This window comes from uncultured Jatrophihabitans sp. (assembly GCF_964244045.1).
Classification (GTDB): Bacteria; Actinomycetota; Actinomycetes; order Mycobacteriales; family Jatrophihabitantaceae; genus Jatrophihabitans.
Map to the genome: position 1 here is coordinate 1 of NZ_CAXTHK010000053.1, position 14,970 is coordinate 14,970.

Genomic DNA, 14,970 nt, shown 5'->3' on the forward strand with positions numbered 1-14,970 from the left:
TCAACTGCTACGAGGCGTTCATCCACATCGTCGACTCGATGTTCAACCAGCACGCGAAATGGCTCAAGACCACGCGTCAGATCCCGTGGCGGGCACCGATTGCCTCATTGAACTACCTGCTGTCCTCCCACGTGTGGCGACAGGACAACAATGGCTTCTCGCACCAGGACCCGGGCTTCATCGACCATGTGATCAGCAAGAAATCCGAGATCGTTCGGGTGTACCTGCCACCGGACAGCAACACCCTGCTCTCGGTCGTCGACCACTGCCTGCGCAGCCGCAACTACGTCAACCTCGTCATCGCCGGAAAGCAACCGGCACTGACCTACCTGACCATGGACGAGGCCATCGCGCACTGCACCCGCGGTATCGGTATCTGGCCCTGGGCCGGCACGCACGACGGCGAGCCCGACGTGATCCTTGCCTGCGCCGGCGACATCCCTACCCTGGAGACGCTCGCCGCCGCCGACCTGCTGCGCATCCACCTGCCCGAGTTACGGGTACGGGTCATCAACGTCGTCGACCTCATGCGCCTCGAACCGGAGACCGAGCACCCGCACGGGCTGTCCGACCGCGACTACGACGCCCTGTTCACCATTGACACCCCGGTGATCTTCGCCTTCCACGGCTACCCGTCCGTCATTCACCGCCTCACCTATCGCCGCACCGGTCACCAGCACCTGCACGTGCGCGGTTACAAGGAGGAGGGCACGACCACCACCCCGTTCGACATGGTCATGCTCAATGACCTGGACCGCTTCCATCTGGTCATGGACGTGATCGACCGGGTTCCGTCGCTCGGCACGCGAGCGGCGACCTTGCGGCAGAAGATGGCCGACCGTCGGCTGGCCGCACGCGCCTACACCCGCGAACACGGCGAGGACGACCCCGCCATCAGCAGCTGGACCTGGCCCGACCGCGGCTGATTCGATCCCCCGACGCACCGTAAGGAGACGCCATGACCGACAGCAAGCGCACCATCCTGGTCGGGCTGGGTGACCCGGACACCGGGCTCGCCGGGCTCGACTGGGCGGCCCGCGAGGCCCACCTGCAACACCGCAGCCTGCACGTCGTGCGCGCGTACCGCTGGAGCCCCGGCGTTGCCCATTGGGCCGCCGAGGGTGACGACACCATCCGCGACGATCTCGCGCACTCCGTCCACGTCCAGCTCGAGGCGGCGGTCGCCCGAGTCCGGGACGCATGGCCCGACGTGCGGGTCACCGGCACCGTTGTCGAGGATTCCCCCGCCCACACTCTGATCAAGATGTCGGCCGGGGCGCACGTCACCGTTCTCGGGTCGCGGCACCTGAACATCGTCGGTGCTGCGGTGCTGGGCTCGGTCAGCACCGTCGTCGCCGCCGGTGCGTCCGGTGCCGTCGTGGTCGTCAACGGCCCGGCCGGCGAACCGGCCGCGCACCCGGTCGTGGTGGTCGGCGTCGACGGCTCTGCGGCCGACCACGACGTCCTTTCGTTCGCCTTCGACCACGCGAGTCGGCACGCCTTGCCGCTGCACGCCGTGCACTGCTGGCGCCCCGACCTGCTCGCCACGATGCAATGGCGTCCCGAGCAGCCGGCACCCGAGCGCGCGGTACGCGGGCTGGCTGAGACCGTCGCTGGTTGGCAGGAGAAGTACCCGGACGTCGTCGTCGACCGTTCCGTCGTGCGCGACCATCCGGTTGCCGGTCTGGTGGCGGCGTCGATGTCGCAGGAGCTGCTCGTCGTCGGCGCCAACGCCCGTCACGCCCGCGCCGCAGCGCTGCTGGGATCGGTCGGTCAGGGCGTGCTGCACCACGCGTGGTGCCCGGTCGCTGTCGTGCACACCTCGAGCCCGTGACGACTACGCCTGCCGAAATGCACGAGACCCACAGCGGCGTAGTGATCCTGCTCGGCGACCTCGCCTACAAGATCAAGAAACCGGTCGACCTGGGGTTTCTGGACTTTCGGTCCCACGATGCACGGACGCTGGCCTGCCAGAACGAGCTGCGGCTCAATCGCCGACTCGCGCGGGACGTCTACCTGGATGTCGGCGGTTTCTCCCGTTCCCTCGACACCACGAGCGAACCGGTGCTCGTCATGCGTCGCATGCCCGACGACCGCCGACTCTCGACATTGATCCTCGACGGGGCCGACGTAGCTGGCGACCTACGCCTGCTCGCCCGCCGGATGGCGGACTTTCACGCCGGCGCAGCCCGAGGGCCGGCGATCTCCGCCGCGGCCGGCGCGGCCGCGCTTGCTCGGCGATGGGACGACAACCTGCGCGAGGTCGTGCCCTACGCCGGAACCGTGCTCGACGACGGTGTACTCAAGCGGGTCCGCCGCGCGGTCACGCGTTTCCTCGACGGCCGCACGGTCCTGTTGAACGAGCGGGCCGCCGGCGGCTTCGCGGTGGACGGTCACGGGGATCTCATCGCTGACGACGTGTTCTGCCTCGACGACGGACCCCGGATCCTCGACTGCCTCGAGTTCGACGACGCACTGCGCTGGGTCGACGTGCTGGACGACATGGCCTTCCTGGCCATGGACCTCGAATTCCTCGGACGCGCCGACCTCGCAGGTCAGCTGCTCGACGCCTACGCCGAGTTCAGCGCCGCTCCGATCGTAGAGGCGTTGCGGCACCACTACATCGCCTACCGGGCATTCGTCAGGGCCAAGGTGGCGTGCATCCGCGCGGCGCAGGGCGATCCCGACGCGGCCCGCGACGCCGTACAGCTTGCCGACCTCGCCTTGAGACATCTCGAGACAGGCGAGGTACGCCTCATTCTCGTCGGCGGGGCACCGGGCACCGGGAAGACCACCGTTGCCACGGCCCTCGCCGACCGTCTCGGTGCCACCTACCTGAGCACTGAGGTCATTCGGGGCGAACACAACGGGCCGGATACCGACCGGTACACAAAAGAGGCGAAGACCGCGACCTATCGCGCCGTGCTCGAACGCGCCCGCCACCTGCTCGAAAGGGGTCAATCGGTCGTCGCCGACGCGACGTGGGGCGAGCTGGCGTGGCGGCGAGAAGCCGGCGAACTCGCTACCACGACAGCCAGCATGCTGACCCAGCTCGTCTGCGAGGCACCGGTCGACGTCGCTGCCGCACGGGCCGAACAACGGCTGCGGACCGGCTACAGCCCGTCGCAAGCCGGCGGCGAGATAGCGCGGACGTTGGCTACCCATCGCGACCCCTGGCCCGACGCGATACGCATCGACACCTCAGGCACTGCAGAGGGTGCCATTGCTCGGGCCGTCGGGGTCACAGCCCGTCGACGCTGATGGTCAACTTCGGCGCGCCTCGGAACCGAAGACTGCGGCCTGGGTCCGGCGTTCCATGTTGAGCTTGCCCAACAGGCTCGACACGTAGTTCTTCACTGTCTTCTCGGCAAGGAACATGTGGTCGCCGATCTGCCGGTTGCTGAGCCCGTCGGTGATCAAATCCAGCACCTCCCGTTCCCGCTGGGTGAGCGCCGCCAACAGCTTGTCACTGGGCGAGCCGTCCCGAAGCCGGTCCATCACCTGCGAGATGACACCCGGGTCGATCAGCGAGCGCCCCATCGCCGCCTGTCTGATGGCATCGATCAGCCCGGACGCCGCCACCTCCTTGAGCACGTAACCGGATGCGCCGGCCAGCACCGAGGCCAGCACAGCATCGTGGTCGTCGTAGGACGTCAGGATGAGGCAATAGGTATCGGGGAGTGCTGAGCGGATCTGACGGCACACGTCGATGCCGCTGCCGTCGGGCAATCGGGCGTCCAGCACCGCAACGTCCGGGCGCACAGCGAGAACTCTTGCGACAGTCTCCCCTGCGGTGCCTGCCTCACCGACGATCTCGAAGCCAGGCACCGTGTTCAGCAACTCGGCAATCGCCCGACGGACCACCTCGTGGTCGTCGAGCAGGAATATGCGTACCGGCCCCTCGATGCCAGCAGTCATAGTGATGCCTTCCAGGTGACGATGGTTCCGCGACCGGCGGCCGAGGAGATGTCGAACGAACCGCTGCGGCGTTCGGCTCGGACGCGCAGATTGGCCAGACCGCTGAGGCGGCCGGTTGGCGTGTAGCCGATCCCGTCGTCGGACACGACGAGCGACAGCGAGGTCGGCGTCACCGACAGATCGATGTCGGCGCGGCTTGCGTGCGCGTGCTTCGCGATATTGGTCAGCACCTCACGTACGCAGGCGTACAGATCCTGTGCCAGGTTGGCGTCCAGCCGGAAATCGACGAGCCCGGAGAAGACGACCTGCGGCATGAACCCGAGAGCCTCGGACAGTTCGGCCGCGATCTGCAGCACGTGCGCGCGGGACCCGTCCTGCGCAGAGCCGAGCGGGCCGCGGAGTTCGAAGATGCTGGTCCGGATCTGCCGGATGGTCCGGTCGATGTCACGGACTCGCTGGGCGATGCGCTGAGCCGCGACCCCACCAGGCTCGACGAAAGTCGCCGTAGTTTCCAAACTCAGCCCGATCGCGAAAAGCTCCTGAATGACATGGTCGTGCAGGTTGCGCGCTATCCGTTCTCGCTCCTCGGACCGCGCCAGCTCCTGGGCCGCCTGGCGTGCGTCGGCGAGCTCGAGAGCGACGCTGGCGTGTCCGGCGAAGCTGGTTGCCATAGCCAGGTCGGTGGCATGGAACGGCCGGCGCCCGCGACCCCGGATCACGCTGAGCACGCCCCGGACTCCATGGGCACCGTCCAGCGGTAGACCCATGATCGGGCCGGTGTCCGGCACGCTGTCATCGTCGACCTGCTCGGTGTCGTCTTGCGGCAGCAGGACGGGCGTGCCCAGCTCGAGCGTCGACCGCACCCGGCTCGTGGCGACCGGAAACCGTCGCCCCAGCAGATCTGAAGCACCGTGACCCGCGGCGGCCTCCACCATGAGGTCGGGCGCGCCGGGCGTCAGGAGACTCACGGTGACCAGATCTGCGTCCGCGATCTCGATCACCGATCGGGCGACCACGTCCAGCGGATCGTCACCCAGCTCGGAGGTCAATTGGGAGCTGATCTCGACCGATGCGGCGAGCCAGCGTTGCTGCAGACGCGACTCCTCCAGCAGGTGGGCGTTGCTGATGGCCGTCCCCGCTGCAAGGGCCAGTGCGCCGGCCAATGCCTTGTCTTCGGCACTGAACTTTCCAGCGGCCGAGTCAGTGAGGTAGAGGTTGCCGTAGAGCTCTCCGTGAACCCGGACAGCGACGACGAGGAAAGAATCCATCGGCGGATGGCTTGGCGGGTATCCGGCCGAACGAGCGTCGATGACGTTCTCTTCGAAACGTGTCGCGTGCGGGTCCTGTACCACTGCGCTGCGTAGCCCGCATCCTGCAGGCAACTGGCCGGCAACCGCACCGTCGGCATCTCGGTTGCTGACGTACACACATTGCTCGAGCCCGTTGTTCGGCCCGATCACACCGAGCGCACCGTAGCGGGCCTCGACCAACGTGCACGCCGCCGCGACCACGTTGAGCAGGACAGCGTCGAGAGACGGGTCCGCTGTCAGGGTCTCGATGGCTCGAAGCAGTCCCCGGAGTCGGCCCTGCGAGCGCTGGACATCGCGGGCCCGGTCCACCAGTTGCTCAATCAAAGCATCGAGCTCGAGCTTTGTGGCGTCGGGGAACTGGAGGGCCGCGCCGGGCTGCACATCCATGACTACCCCACTGTAGGCGCGTCGTGGCCTGATCAGTCTTCCTCGACCAGGACACCCGACCAGCAGCGTCTTCGAGGTGACAGGCCGGGATGTTGCCCGTCCCGGCACCGGCCGGGTCGCGCTTCTCATAACCCAGGTGCTCGGTCATCTCCTCGTTCAACGAGGTCTCGATCACCGTCTTGATGAGCTGCTTGAGCAGCCCGTCCGGCCCGGTCAGCGACAAACCCTGCTCCCTAGCCAGCGGGACCAGCTCGAGCGCCGCGGACTGTTCAGCCGTCGGCTCAGCCTTCTTCTTCGTCACGCCATCCAGTGTCGCCGTCATCAGACGCCAACCCTTCTCGCCGAGCAACGCTCAGCGGATCAGGCCGGAAACACGTTAGTCGGACAGCCCCTGACGCGTCGAGGGAGCCACCATCGCATCCCTGACGGCGTGATTGATCGCCTTGATGGGTTGGGCCGCGCCGTTCTTGCAGACTGATCTGCCGTACCCGCACGGTGCGTTACCGGGGCAACGCGATGTCTGACGGGTGCGCTGCGAGCGCCGTGACCTCGATCGTCATGAACCGGAAGAGCGGCAGATTCCACAGCAGGTCGTGCAGTTCGGCGTTGTCGGCGACGTCGAAGATGCTGAGGTTGGAGTACTGGCCGACGAGCCGCCAGATGTGTGGCCACTTCCCGCTGCGTTGCAGTTCCTGGCTGTAAGTCTTCTCCCGAACGAGCGTGTCCGCGCGCTCGTCCGGGTCCATGTCGAGCGGCAGCGCGACATCCATCTTCACGGCGAAGAGCATCGGTCAGGCTGGGTCCAGGACGAAGTCGTACTGGACGTCGACGCCGCCGGCGGTGGGCTTCGGGTCCAGCATGAGTTCGGGCTTCACCGCGGCGGCGATGTCGTCGTCGTTGTGCGGGTCGCCCGGGAAGTAGAGCTGAGTGGTGATGAGCAGATGCTCGGGCGCGGAGACCTTGAGGTGCAGGTGAGCCGGGCGCCAGGCGTGCCAGTTGGCGGCGCGGATGATCGCGCCCGTCGCCCCGTCGGTGGGGATCTGGTACGGCGCGGGCCGGATGGTGTGGATCGTGAAGTTGCCGTTCTCGTCGGTGGTGAATACACCACGCAGGTTCCACTCGGGGATGCCCGGGGCGAACTGCGCGTAGAAGCCCTCATCGTCGCAATGCCAGATGTCGACCGTAGAGTTCGCGAGCGGAACGCCGGCGACGCTGCGGACCTGGCCGTGGAACGTCAGCGGCGTGCCGGCCTCGCCCTCGCGCATCGGCAGCGTCCCTTCGGCACCGAACTGCGGCGCGCCCGGTGCATAGAAGGGGCCCTCGATGGTGCCCTTGCTGCCCTCACGGGCCGCGTTCGCCACCTCTTCGACGACGTGCTCGACGAATACGTCGAGGAACAGGGGCCACTCGCCGTCGGCGCCGACCTGGATCAGCCAGGCCTTCAGCGCGTCGTACTCGGCGTAGGTCACGTTGTGCTTGCGGATCGTCTCGTGGACGGCCTCGAGCACCTCACGGGCGAGCAGGCTGGCCCGCTCCGGTGAGGTGTCCGCCGCCACTGCCTTATCGGTGCGGAATCGCTCGGTAGCTGATGCGCCCGTAGCTGCGGCAGTCGCCTTGTCCTCGACGGTGGTCATGGTCATTCCCTTCGTTGGGTTCGTTCCGGGCGCGTGTCCGGACGGTTCAGTTGTCCTGGCGGTAGTGGGTGAGCTTGTCCTCGTCGATATCGATGCCGAGCCCCGGCGCTTCACGCACGCGCAGGCTGCCGTGGCGGATCTGAAGTGGCTCGGTGAGAAGGTCGTCGGTCATGTCGAGGAAGTTCGACAGCTCGCCGGCGCGGCGGGACGTCAGTTCGAACGCGGCTCCGAATGCGAGGCTGCACAGAGACCCGATCTGGCCGTCGATCTGGTTGCCCATGACCACGTCCACGCCGAGCCCCTCGCACTGGAACAGCACCCGCTGCGAGTAGGTGAAGCCCGTCCGGGCGGTCTTGATGCTGATGCCGGTGGCGGCGCCGTCGAGCAGCTCGCGGGTCACCTCACCGGGACGGGTCACGCTCTCGTCGGCAAACATCGGGATGCTGCTCTGGGCAACGAGCCAGCGGCGTCCGAGGACGTCGTCGGCCGGGCAGAGTTCTTCGGCGAACTGCAGGTCCAGGTCAGCCATCGCCCGCAGCGCACGAGCCGAGTCCGCGGCGCTCCATCCACGGTTGCCGTCGATGTAGAGCTCGATGCCGTCGCCGAGGGCTTCGCGTAGCGCGCGGCAGGCGGCGACGTCCAGATCGATCGGTCGTCGACCGACCTTGACCTTAAAGGTCGTGATTCCGTAGAGCTCCCTTACACGCCCGGCCTCGGCCACCATCTCTGAGGGCTCGGCGAACCCGACCATGTGGGACACGCGCATGCGGTTGCCGTGCCCGCCGAGCAACTCTGTGACGGGCAGGCCGACAGATTGGCCGATGAGGTCCCACATCGCCATGTCTATGGCTGACTTCGCGGTCGGGTTTGCCACGGTGCGGTTCAGGCGCGTGTGGATGCTCTCGCGCTCCAACGGCGATGAGCCGACGATCTGCGGCGCGAAGATCCCGTCGATGACGGCGATGATCGACGCCTGGGTCTCGCCGTAGGTGAACGGACGCGGCGGCGCCTCGGCGGTTCCGACAAGGCCGTCGTCGGTGTGCACCCGCACCAGGACGTGCTCGGCGGCGAGCACTTCGCCAGAGGCAAAGCGCAGCGGCTTGCGGTACGGGATCGAGAACGGGATCGCCTCAATTTTGGTGATCTTCATCTGTGCCTCTCCGGCAGGCGAGCGGTGACGGTCAGCGTCGGATGAGCGGGCTGCGAACGACATTGGTCCCGGCGGCCCGGTCGGCCGTGTCGAAGAAGTCCTCGCGGTAGATGTCGCGCGGGAACAGTCGCGCCTTCATCAACGCCTTCATCGTGTCGGTGACGAATTCCGGGCTGCCGCAGATGTACGCCACGTTGCCCGCGGCGCGGGGGAAGTCCTCGATCAGCTGGGCCGGCACCCGCCCGGTGCGGCCGTTGTGTTCGGCTCGGCTGAGTGCGGGTCGGTAGTCGAGCCAGTCGTGTTCGGTGGCAAACGTCTCGAGCCACTCGTGCTCGTAAAGATCGTCGGCGGTCGGCACGCCGTGATAGAGCACCACGGCGTGGTCAGCACCGGTCTCCGCGATGTGCTTGACGATCGACTTCATCGGTGCGAGCCCGGTGCCGCTGGCGAGCAGCAGGATCGGCTGCGTGCGAGCCGGGCGGAACGAGAACCGCCCGTAGGGTCCGGACAACGAGACCTCGTGACCGATGACCAGATCCTTGAAGATCCATCCGTCGGTGGCCGCGCCGTCGGTGGTGCGCTTGACGTGCAACTCGAGCAGTGTTCCGTCAGCCGGTGTGCTGGCCACCGAGTACGGCCGGTTCTCACCGCCGCCTGGCAGGTTGAGCTGAACGTACTGACCCGGGTTGAAGGCCAGCGGTTCGCTCAGCCGGATGAGCAGGCGGCGGACGTTCGGAGCGGCGTCGTCGAGCGCCTCGACGACGCCGCTGTAGTCCCGGACGGGGTGGACGTCGACGCCCTCCTCGGCGTCGACCTCACCTTCGATGGTGACGTCGCCTTTGGGCTTGGCCACGCAGATCAGGGCCGCTCCTTCGTCCCGCTCGCTGTCGAGCAGCGCGTACGGTGACGCGTCGCCGAGATCGAGCTGGCCGTCGAGCACCTGCGCCTTACAGGTGCCGCACGTGCCGTGGGTACACGCGTGCGGCAACCAGATGCCCTCACGCAGGCAGGCATCGAGGACGGTCTGGTCCTCGCGGCACTCGATCTCGGCGCCGAGCGGCTCCACGGTGACGGTGAAGGTCTGCACGCTCACGCCGTGAACGACAGCAGCGCCTTGTGACCAACACCGAGGTCAGCCAGTGTGGCTGCCTCCTCGGTCAGCAGGGCGTCGCCGAACAGGGTCCAGTCGCGGACCAGCGATGCGTCGAAGTCGGGGTCCGACGCCGCCCACGGCGCGACTACGCCGGTGACGAAGTCGCTGAACGGCATCGCTTTCGGCACCCGGAAGCAAGCGGCCGAGCAGAACAGCGGGTTGCCGTCCCATCGGACGTAGACCAACTGGTCATCGCCGAAGAGCTCGACCCGGTCCGCTGAGGGGAAGGTGTAGTCGTAGAGCGCCTTGACCGCCATCGTCAGACCCCCTGCTTCGGTCCGTCGTCGTGCCACTGCGCCCAGGATTGCTGGTCGAGTGATCCCTTGTACTCGCCGTTGTCGCCTTCCTGGAGGCCGTACCACTCCAGCACCTCGGGCACACTCGGGCCACCGCAGTTGCCCTGATAGATCTGGTGCACCGGCAACCACGCCTGGATGTACTTCTCGGGCTCGCGTTCGAAGATCCACTGGCAGCCGTTGCTGCAGGTGTGGAACTTCTCGCCGTTGAATTCGCTGAGTCGCACGGAGATCTTCGTCGGGTCGTCGGCCTCGGTGAACGCCATGGGGACCTGGCACACCTGGCACAGCTGCGGCAGGCCCTGGAAGAACACCCGTCCGCCGTCGGCCTCGATCTTCTGGTGCTTCTCCCAGGTCGGGCGGTAAAAGCGGTCGAAGGTGTCCGGGTACTGCTCGGACAGCCACGCCATGTGCTCATCACTCGGGGTCTGGGTCGTGAAGGCCGCCGCGAAGCTGAAGTTGTGCAGGATCTTGTAGACCTCGTGCGAGAGCTTGTCCTTCTCTGCGATGGCGTCGTGCACGAAGCGCGGCGGCTTGATGCCGTAGAACTCCAGATCCGGGAACAGGCCGCCGAGCATCTGGTCCTCGAAGTAGAGCTCGAAGGCCTCCTTCCAGCTCATCACCTGCTTCGGGAGCATGTAATCCATCATCCCGGCGACCAGCGCCGACATCCGGTACGCACGCCAGAACCACTTGTCGATCCAGTCCTGGATGATCGGCACGTTGTCCTCGTCCTGCTCGAGCAGGAACTTGATCGCCTCCAGGCCGAGGGTCATGTGCCGGCTCTCATCGGACTGCGCGGAGAAGCCGAAGCTCATCGTCGGCATGTCGCCGTTGAAGCTGGCGCCGCTCATAAAAGGCACGAACAGCAGGTTCGTGAGCAGGTACTCGAAGCTGAACGAGATCGAGATCAGGAACTCGAAGGGACCCGCGGTCATCGCGTCGTCGAACAGCGACTTGGGCACCGACAGATACCAGACCCGGTCGTGCTGCTTGGACCAGCTGTGGAAGCCGCCGTAATACTTGTTGTAGTTGCTGATCGTGTGGATCTGCGTCTGCGCGTGGCGAAGCTCGTCGATGCTCTGGCACAGCGCGGCGAACCGCGGCGCCGGACCCTCGAGGTGACGAGCCAGGTAGGCGAAGTGACGGTGCGCTGCGTACTCCAGCGGGGTCACGCCCTGGATGAACAGCTTGATCGCATTGAGGTAGCTGGCGTCGGACAGCCCGAGGTGCCCCTGGCTCTGCGCGAAGCTATCCAGTACCGCGTAGAGGCGCTTGTCCTTCTCCGCCTGGTACTTGTAGTACGCATCCACGGTCAGTCGGAACGGGTCCTCCCAGCCGTCCCAGTCGTGGATCTTGATGCCCTCGTAGCTGGTGTGCGGGAAGAGTTCTTCCTTGCTGACGTAGCTCGGCTCCCAGTCCAGGTCTCGCGTGAGCAGGGAGTAGCGCTCCTTGAGCGGCAGCTTCTTCTTGCGTGGGGTGGTCTGGGTCATGTCAGTGCTCCCAACTAACGATGATCTGATCGTCGTCCCACTCGGAGAAGTTTCCGGCGTAGGAGATGATGGCCATTTGGAATTCGCCGGTTTCCCACTCGCGGCCGAGCTTGGCCTCGACGGTTTCGCGGTTGATGACGATGCGGCCGGCGGCCTGCAGCTTCAACATGCCGGGCATGCTGCGGATGGTGAGCTCGGGGTTGTCGGCCTTGATCGCGTCAATGAGACCGCGGTTCTCCTCGGCGTCCTGTATGTCGATGGCGACCTGGCGCAGCGTGCGCGTCATACGTTGGCTCCGTTCAGACGGTCATCGATGACAGCGGACAGCGCGTTGATCGCGGCTTGGGCCCGGGGCCGCCAGGTCGAGTCGATGCGGACGAGGTGGGCCTGGTTGGACTCGCCCTGTTCGGGGTCCTCGCGCCAGGCGGTCACGAGGGCGTCGAGCCACTTGCGTTGGTCCTTGAACCAGGTGCTCAGGTGCTGGGCGAACAGGCTGTATGCGCCGGCGCCCTCGAGCAGGGCACGTTCGTCGAGCCCGGTGTAGAGCAGCGGGTAGAGCAGTGAGTCGATGATGTCGACCGCGAGCACGCCCTCGGCCCAGTCGTCGACGATCATGATCTCCTCGACCAGTCGGCGCATGGGCTGCAGGTGTTCGCTCTCGAGCCACTCCTGCTTGGCGGTGGTCAGGATGTCCGCGGTCCCGACGCCGAGCGCGAGGCCGACCCGCGACAGCATCTGCGCGTTGCCGATGCGGTCGAACGCGGCGAAGGTGCAGCACTGTTCCAGCGACGTACCGTAGGCAAAGCGAGCGCCGGCGACGGTGATCAGCTGCGCCCCGGACTCGTAGTGCCGCAGCGGGATCACGACCGAGGCCAGGACTGCCCGCCACCCCGCGGGCATCCGGGCGAGCAATTCGCGCTCTTCCAGGTAGGCCAGCGTCTTGCCGAACTCGTCGTGCAGCGCGGCCCGGTTGGTGACGTAGGGCGTGTAGTAGTACTGCCGCGGGTCGGTGTATGCGTACGGGTCCGTGAGCCGCAGTGCTGAGTACCGCTCGTCGTACAGTTCTCGGTCCTGCGCCCACGTCGGGCGGTAGTGGAAGTTCTCCCGCGGCTCGACGTCGAGGGTCGCTTCCAGGTAGCGGCTGGCGGGCTGATCACCGAAGCGGTCGATGACGTTCTGATACGTCTGCCGCTTCTGCTCGATGACCTGGTAGCGCAACTCGTACTGCACGGGCGTCTCCTGACGATCGGTGTCAGCGGATGGTCGAGTGGGTCTGGGTGGTGCCGATGAGGCTGAGGACGAGTGCTTGCAACTCGTCCTCGCCGGAGAGCTGGCGGGCGGGCGCGCTGGTCTGCCCGTCGATGACGAGGGTGGCGAGGGCGTGCCGTCCGGCCAGGACCGTCTGCACGCGTGCTGCACGGTCGCGGTAGCCGAGAGTGAAGGTGAGCTCACCGGGGCCGACCTCGTCGTCGAGACTGATCACGTCGCCGTGCTCACGCAGGATCGCGTTCGCTTCGCTGACGAGCTGCTCGGCGAGCGAGCGCACCATCATCTGTGCATCTGCGCCGACCGGCATCGAGATTGGCCGGCTCTCGATAGTGGCCGGCTCGGTCATCGAATCGCCGTCGAGCAGCGCTTGCACGCTGTGCATGAACGGGGTCATCGGAGTTCACCGGTCTCCACGACGAAGGTGTGCACAACTGCGAGCGTTCCGTCGTCGAGCCGTTTGGTGTCCTCATCGATTGCCACAGAGGTGCTAAGAGGGATGTGGTTCGGCGCGGTGACGGTAACCGGCACTGGCGTTGCGCCCGACCGTGGGCCGTACGCGAGTAGCTCGAAGCGGCCGCTCGCTTCGGCGTGCAGGTCGATCCCCCAGATGCTCACAACCGCGTTGTCGACCGGCACTCCGTTCAGGTCGCGCACCTCACCGGCGAACAGCAGCTGCTCCGCGCCGGGGATTTGTCCGAGCGAGAGAACCGCGGGGGACGCGAGCTGCATCGCGTCACGGCGACCGACTGCGGTAGTTCCCATCCGGACTCCCTGTTCGGCGCGTCCGGTCCTCTTCGACCGGCGAGTGCGACCAGTGTCACTCGCGCGATAGGCCCAGGGGAAATACAAGAATGGTTGGCATTGAGATGTGCAGCGTCCTAACGATGTATTGGGCGTATCCGGCGACCGCCGCCAATGAGCGTTTCCGCCCTCGCGCGGACGCGGGCCACATGAGGCGAACGTTCGTCCAGCCGGGTGGCGAGTGCGAGTTCGACATCGCGGGTGTTCCCGGCTAGCGGCCGGTACCGCGCGCCGGTGATCTGAAGATGCTGGACCGACGCCGGTACGAGCGCCACCCCGAGTCCCGCAGCGACGAACGACACGAGCGTGGACGTCTCGCCGACCTCGTGCACGAGCGCGGGTGTGAAGCCCGATTGCTCGCAGGCGTCGATCACCGCCTCGAACACGACCGAGCGGTTGTGCGACGGGTAGGTGATGAACGGTTCGTCGCGCAGGTCGGCGAGCTTGACCTTGGCGCGGTCGGCGAGCGAATGCGACTCGGGCAGGACGGCGATCAAGGGTTCCCGGCGCAGCACCCGGACGTCGATGTCAGGACTGCGAACCGGCGGGCGGAGAAACGCGAGGTCGAGCGTGCCATCGAGCAGCGCGGTCACCTGATCGGGCGTGAGCATCTCGCCTTTTAGATCGAGTTCGATGCCGGGCAGCTCGGCGCGCAGCACGCGAGCGAGCGACGGCAACAGGTCATAAGTCGCCGAACCGGTGAAGCCGATCGCCAGCGAGCCGAGCAGCCCTTCAGCTACCCGGCCGGCTTCAAGGACCGCGTCCTCGACCGAGGACAGGATGAGCCGGGCCCGTTCTAGAAAACGCTCGCCCGCGGGCGTGAGCTCGACCCGGCGGGTCGACCTGAGCAACAGCGTCACGCCCATCTCGGCCTCGAGGTGCTTGATCTGTTGAGACAGTGGCGGCTGCGCCATTTGTAACCGGGCCGCGGCCCGCCCGAAATGGCACTCCTCGGCGACCGCGACGAAGTACTGGATGCGGCGCAGTTCCATCGCCGCAGGCTAGCTCCGCACGGGCCAACAATCCATAGCCTGCTCGTCTCAGTACGACCGAAATGAGTCAGTGCTGGACGTAGTGCAGTTTCCCGGGTTGAGCTGCGCGGCGGCACTCTGCGCCGCACCGTCGAGCCCCGAGGCCGTGGTCGCGCAGTGAGTGTCGAAGTGCATCACGTCGTCGATGCTGGAGACGACCTGCCGCCGGACGCACCGACGGTCCTGCTGTCGAACTCGCTCGGCGCCACCCACCGGATGTGGGACAAGCAGATTCCGGCGCTGTCCCGGCGCTTCCGAGTCGTTCGCTACGACACGCACGGCCACGGCCGGTCACCCGTGCCGTACACGGCCGACGATCTCGTAGCCCTGCTCGACCACCTCGACCTGGCCCGCGTCCATGTCGTCGGGCTTTCGCTCGGTGGCCTGACCGCCGTGCGGCTGGCGATCCGCGAACCGTCCCGGGTCGAACGGCTCGCCCAACGATTTCGGGACAATGGTTGGTGGGCGATACTGGGGGAGAGTCCCGCCGAGTGGTGTAAGTCGGGTTCCTGATCGTGGTGACCGGTG

General features: G+C 66.6%; 15 protein-coding genes and 3 pseudogenes. 4 read left to right on the top strand and 14 right to left on the bottom strand.

Annotated elements, in window-relative coordinates:
* From ACFFC4_RS21025 to ACFFC4_RS21035, 3 genes and pseudogenes are all read left to right on the top strand, one after another.
* Positions 1-926: pseudogene (locus ACFFC4_RS21025) on the top strand (phosphoketolase); the annotation flags it as partial.
* Positions 927-958: 32 nt separating this feature from the next.
* Positions 959-1,834, top strand: coding sequence for a universal stress protein (locus tag ACFFC4_RS21030; RefSeq protein ID WP_375504527.1), 876 nt, complete (start codon positions 959-961; stop codon positions 1,832-1,834).
* Between the two features lie 17 nt (positions 1,835-1,851).
* Positions 1,852-3,261, top strand: coding sequence for an AAA family ATPase (locus tag ACFFC4_RS21035; protein ID WP_375504529.1), 1,410 nt, complete (start codon positions 1,852-1,854; stop codon positions 3,259-3,261).
* A 3-nt stretch (positions 3,262-3,264) separates the two neighbouring features.
* On the opposite strand, the gene ACFFC4_RS21040 is transcribed toward ACFFC4_RS21035, so the two are convergent.
* The 14 genes and pseudogenes from ACFFC4_RS21040 to ACFFC4_RS21105 form a co-directional block, all read right to left on the bottom strand.
* Complete coding sequence (locus tag ACFFC4_RS21040; protein WP_375504531.1) at positions 3,265-3,918, bottom strand: response regulator; 654 nt, start codon at positions 3,916-3,918, stop codon at positions 3,265-3,267.
* Positions 3,915-5,615 (bottom strand): GAF domain-containing protein, encoded by a 1,701-nt coding sequence (locus ACFFC4_RS21045; RefSeq protein ID WP_375504533.1) that lies wholly within the window; start codon positions 5,613-5,615, stop codon positions 3,915-3,917. Before ACFFC4_RS21045 ends, ACFFC4_RS21040 begins: the two co-directional genes overlap by 4 nt.
* A gap of 91 nt (positions 5,616-5,706) precedes the next feature.
* Positions 5,707-5,937, bottom strand: a pseudogene (locus ACFFC4_RS21050) (transposase); the annotation flags it as partial.
* Between the two features lie 178 nt (positions 5,938-6,115).
* Positions 6,116-6,403 (bottom strand): muconolactone Delta-isomerase, encoded by a 288-nt coding sequence (gene catC / locus ACFFC4_RS21055; protein ID WP_375504535.1) that lies wholly within the window; start codon positions 6,401-6,403, stop codon positions 6,116-6,118.
* Positions 6,404-6,406: 3 nt separating this feature from the next.
* Positions 6,407-7,249, bottom strand: coding sequence for a catechol 1,2-dioxygenase (gene catA / locus ACFFC4_RS21060; RefSeq protein ID WP_375504537.1), 843 nt, complete (start codon positions 7,247-7,249; stop codon positions 6,407-6,409).
* A 46-nt stretch (positions 7,250-7,295) separates the two neighbouring features.
* Positions 7,296-8,399, bottom strand: coding sequence for a mandelate racemase/muconate lactonizing enzyme family protein (locus tag ACFFC4_RS21065; RefSeq protein WP_375504539.1), 1,104 nt, complete (start codon positions 8,397-8,399; stop codon positions 7,296-7,298).
* A 31-nt stretch (positions 8,400-8,430) separates the two neighbouring features.
* Entirely contained in the window at positions 8,431-9,492 is a 1,062-nt protein-coding gene (locus ACFFC4_RS21070; protein ID WP_375504541.1) for a 2Fe-2S iron-sulfur cluster-binding protein, read from the bottom strand.
* Positions 9,489-9,809 carry a phenol hydroxylase subunit P4 gene (locus tag ACFFC4_RS21075; protein WP_375504543.1) on the bottom strand — a complete coding sequence of 107 codons (321 nt, stop codon included), beginning with the start codon at positions 9,807-9,809 and terminating at the stop codon, positions 9,489-9,491. Before ACFFC4_RS21075 ends, ACFFC4_RS21070 begins: the two co-directional genes overlap by 4 nt.
* A 2-nt stretch (positions 9,810-9,811) precedes the next feature.
* Positions 9,812-11,341 carry a YHS domain-containing protein gene (locus tag ACFFC4_RS21080; protein ID WP_375504545.1) on the bottom strand — a complete coding sequence of 510 codons (1,530 nt, stop codon included), beginning with the start codon at positions 11,339-11,341 and terminating at the stop codon, positions 9,812-9,814.
* Between the two features lies 1 nt (position 11,342).
* Positions 11,343-11,627 (bottom strand): MmoB/DmpM family protein, encoded by a 285-nt coding sequence (locus tag ACFFC4_RS21085; protein ID WP_375504547.1) that lies wholly within the window; start codon positions 11,625-11,627, stop codon positions 11,343-11,345.
* Positions 11,624-12,571 (bottom strand): phenol 2-monooxygenase, encoded by a 948-nt coding sequence (locus ACFFC4_RS21090; protein WP_375504548.1) that lies wholly within the window; start codon positions 12,569-12,571, stop codon positions 11,624-11,626. The genes ACFFC4_RS21085 and ACFFC4_RS21090 overlap by 4 nt, the downstream gene beginning before the upstream one ends.
* A 22-nt stretch (positions 12,572-12,593) precedes the next feature.
* Complete coding sequence (locus tag ACFFC4_RS21095; protein WP_375504550.1) at positions 12,594-13,004, bottom strand: hypothetical protein; 411 nt, start codon at positions 13,002-13,004, stop codon at positions 12,594-12,596.
* The gene (locus ACFFC4_RS21100; protein WP_375504552.1) at positions 13,001-13,372 is read right to left on the bottom strand and encodes a hypothetical protein; all 372 of its coding nucleotides are present in this window, start codon (positions 13,370-13,372) and stop codon (positions 13,001-13,003) included. Before ACFFC4_RS21100 ends, ACFFC4_RS21095 begins: the two co-directional genes overlap by 4 nt.
* 116 nt (positions 13,373-13,488) lie before the next feature.
* Entirely contained in the window at positions 13,489-14,403 is a 915-nt protein-coding gene (locus tag ACFFC4_RS21105; protein WP_375504554.1) for a LysR family transcriptional regulator, read from the bottom strand.
* A gap of 156 nt (positions 14,404-14,559) precedes the next feature.
* On the opposite strand from ACFFC4_RS21105, the pseudogene ACFFC4_RS21110 reads away from it, so the two are divergent.
* A pseudogene (locus ACFFC4_RS21110) lies at positions 14,560-14,880 on the top strand (alpha/beta fold hydrolase); the annotation flags it as partial.
* Positions 14,881-14,970: the final 90 nt, after the last annotated feature.

Bases quoted from the DNA above. Each gene is read 5' to 3' on its own strand.
- ACFFC4_RS21065 (WP_375504539.1), bottom strand. From the start codon at position 8,399: ATGAAGATCACCAAAATTGAGGCGATCCCGTTCTCGATCCCGTACCGC.
- catC (WP_375504535.1), bottom strand. From the start codon at position 6,403: ATGCTCTTCGCCGTGAAGATGGATGTCGCGCTGCCGCTCGACATGGAC.
- catA (WP_375504537.1), bottom strand. From the start codon at position 7,249: ATGACCACCGTCGAGGACAAGGCGACTGCCGCAGCTACGGGCGCATCA.
- ACFFC4_RS21030 (WP_375504527.1), top strand. From the start codon at position 959: ATGACCGACAGCAAGCGCACCATCCTGGTCGGGCTGGGTGACCCGGAC.
- ACFFC4_RS21085 (WP_375504547.1), bottom strand. From the start codon at position 11,627: ATGACGCGCACGCTGCGCCAGGTCGCCATCGACATACAGGACGCCGAG.
- ACFFC4_RS21075 (WP_375504543.1), bottom strand. From the start codon at position 9,809: ATGGCGGTCAAGGCGCTCTACGACTACACCTTCCCCTCAGCGGACCGG.
- ACFFC4_RS21035 (WP_375504529.1), top strand. From the start codon at position 1,852: ATGCACGAGACCCACAGCGGCGTAGTGATCCTGCTCGGCGACCTCGCC.
- ACFFC4_RS21080 (WP_375504545.1), bottom strand. From the start codon at position 11,341: ATGACCCAGACCACCCCACGCAAGAAGAAGCTGCCGCTCAAGGAGCGC.
- ACFFC4_RS21045 (WP_375504533.1), bottom strand. From the start codon at position 5,615: ATGGATGTGCAGCCCGGCGCGGCCCTCCAGTTCCCCGACGCCACAAAG.
- ACFFC4_RS21095 (WP_375504550.1), bottom strand. From the start codon at position 13,004: ATGACCCCGTTCATGCACAGCGTGCAAGCGCTGCTCGACGGCGATTCG.
- ACFFC4_RS21040 (WP_375504531.1), bottom strand. From the start codon at position 3,918: ATGACTGCTGGCATCGAGGGGCCGGTACGCATATTCCTGCTCGACGAC.
- ACFFC4_RS21100 (WP_375504552.1), bottom strand. From the start codon at position 13,372: ATGGGAACTACCGCAGTCGGTCGCCGTGACGCGATGCAGCTCGCGTCC.
- ACFFC4_RS21105 (WP_375504554.1), bottom strand. From the start codon at position 14,403: ATGGAACTGCGCCGCATCCAGTACTTCGTCGCGGTCGCCGAGGAGTGC.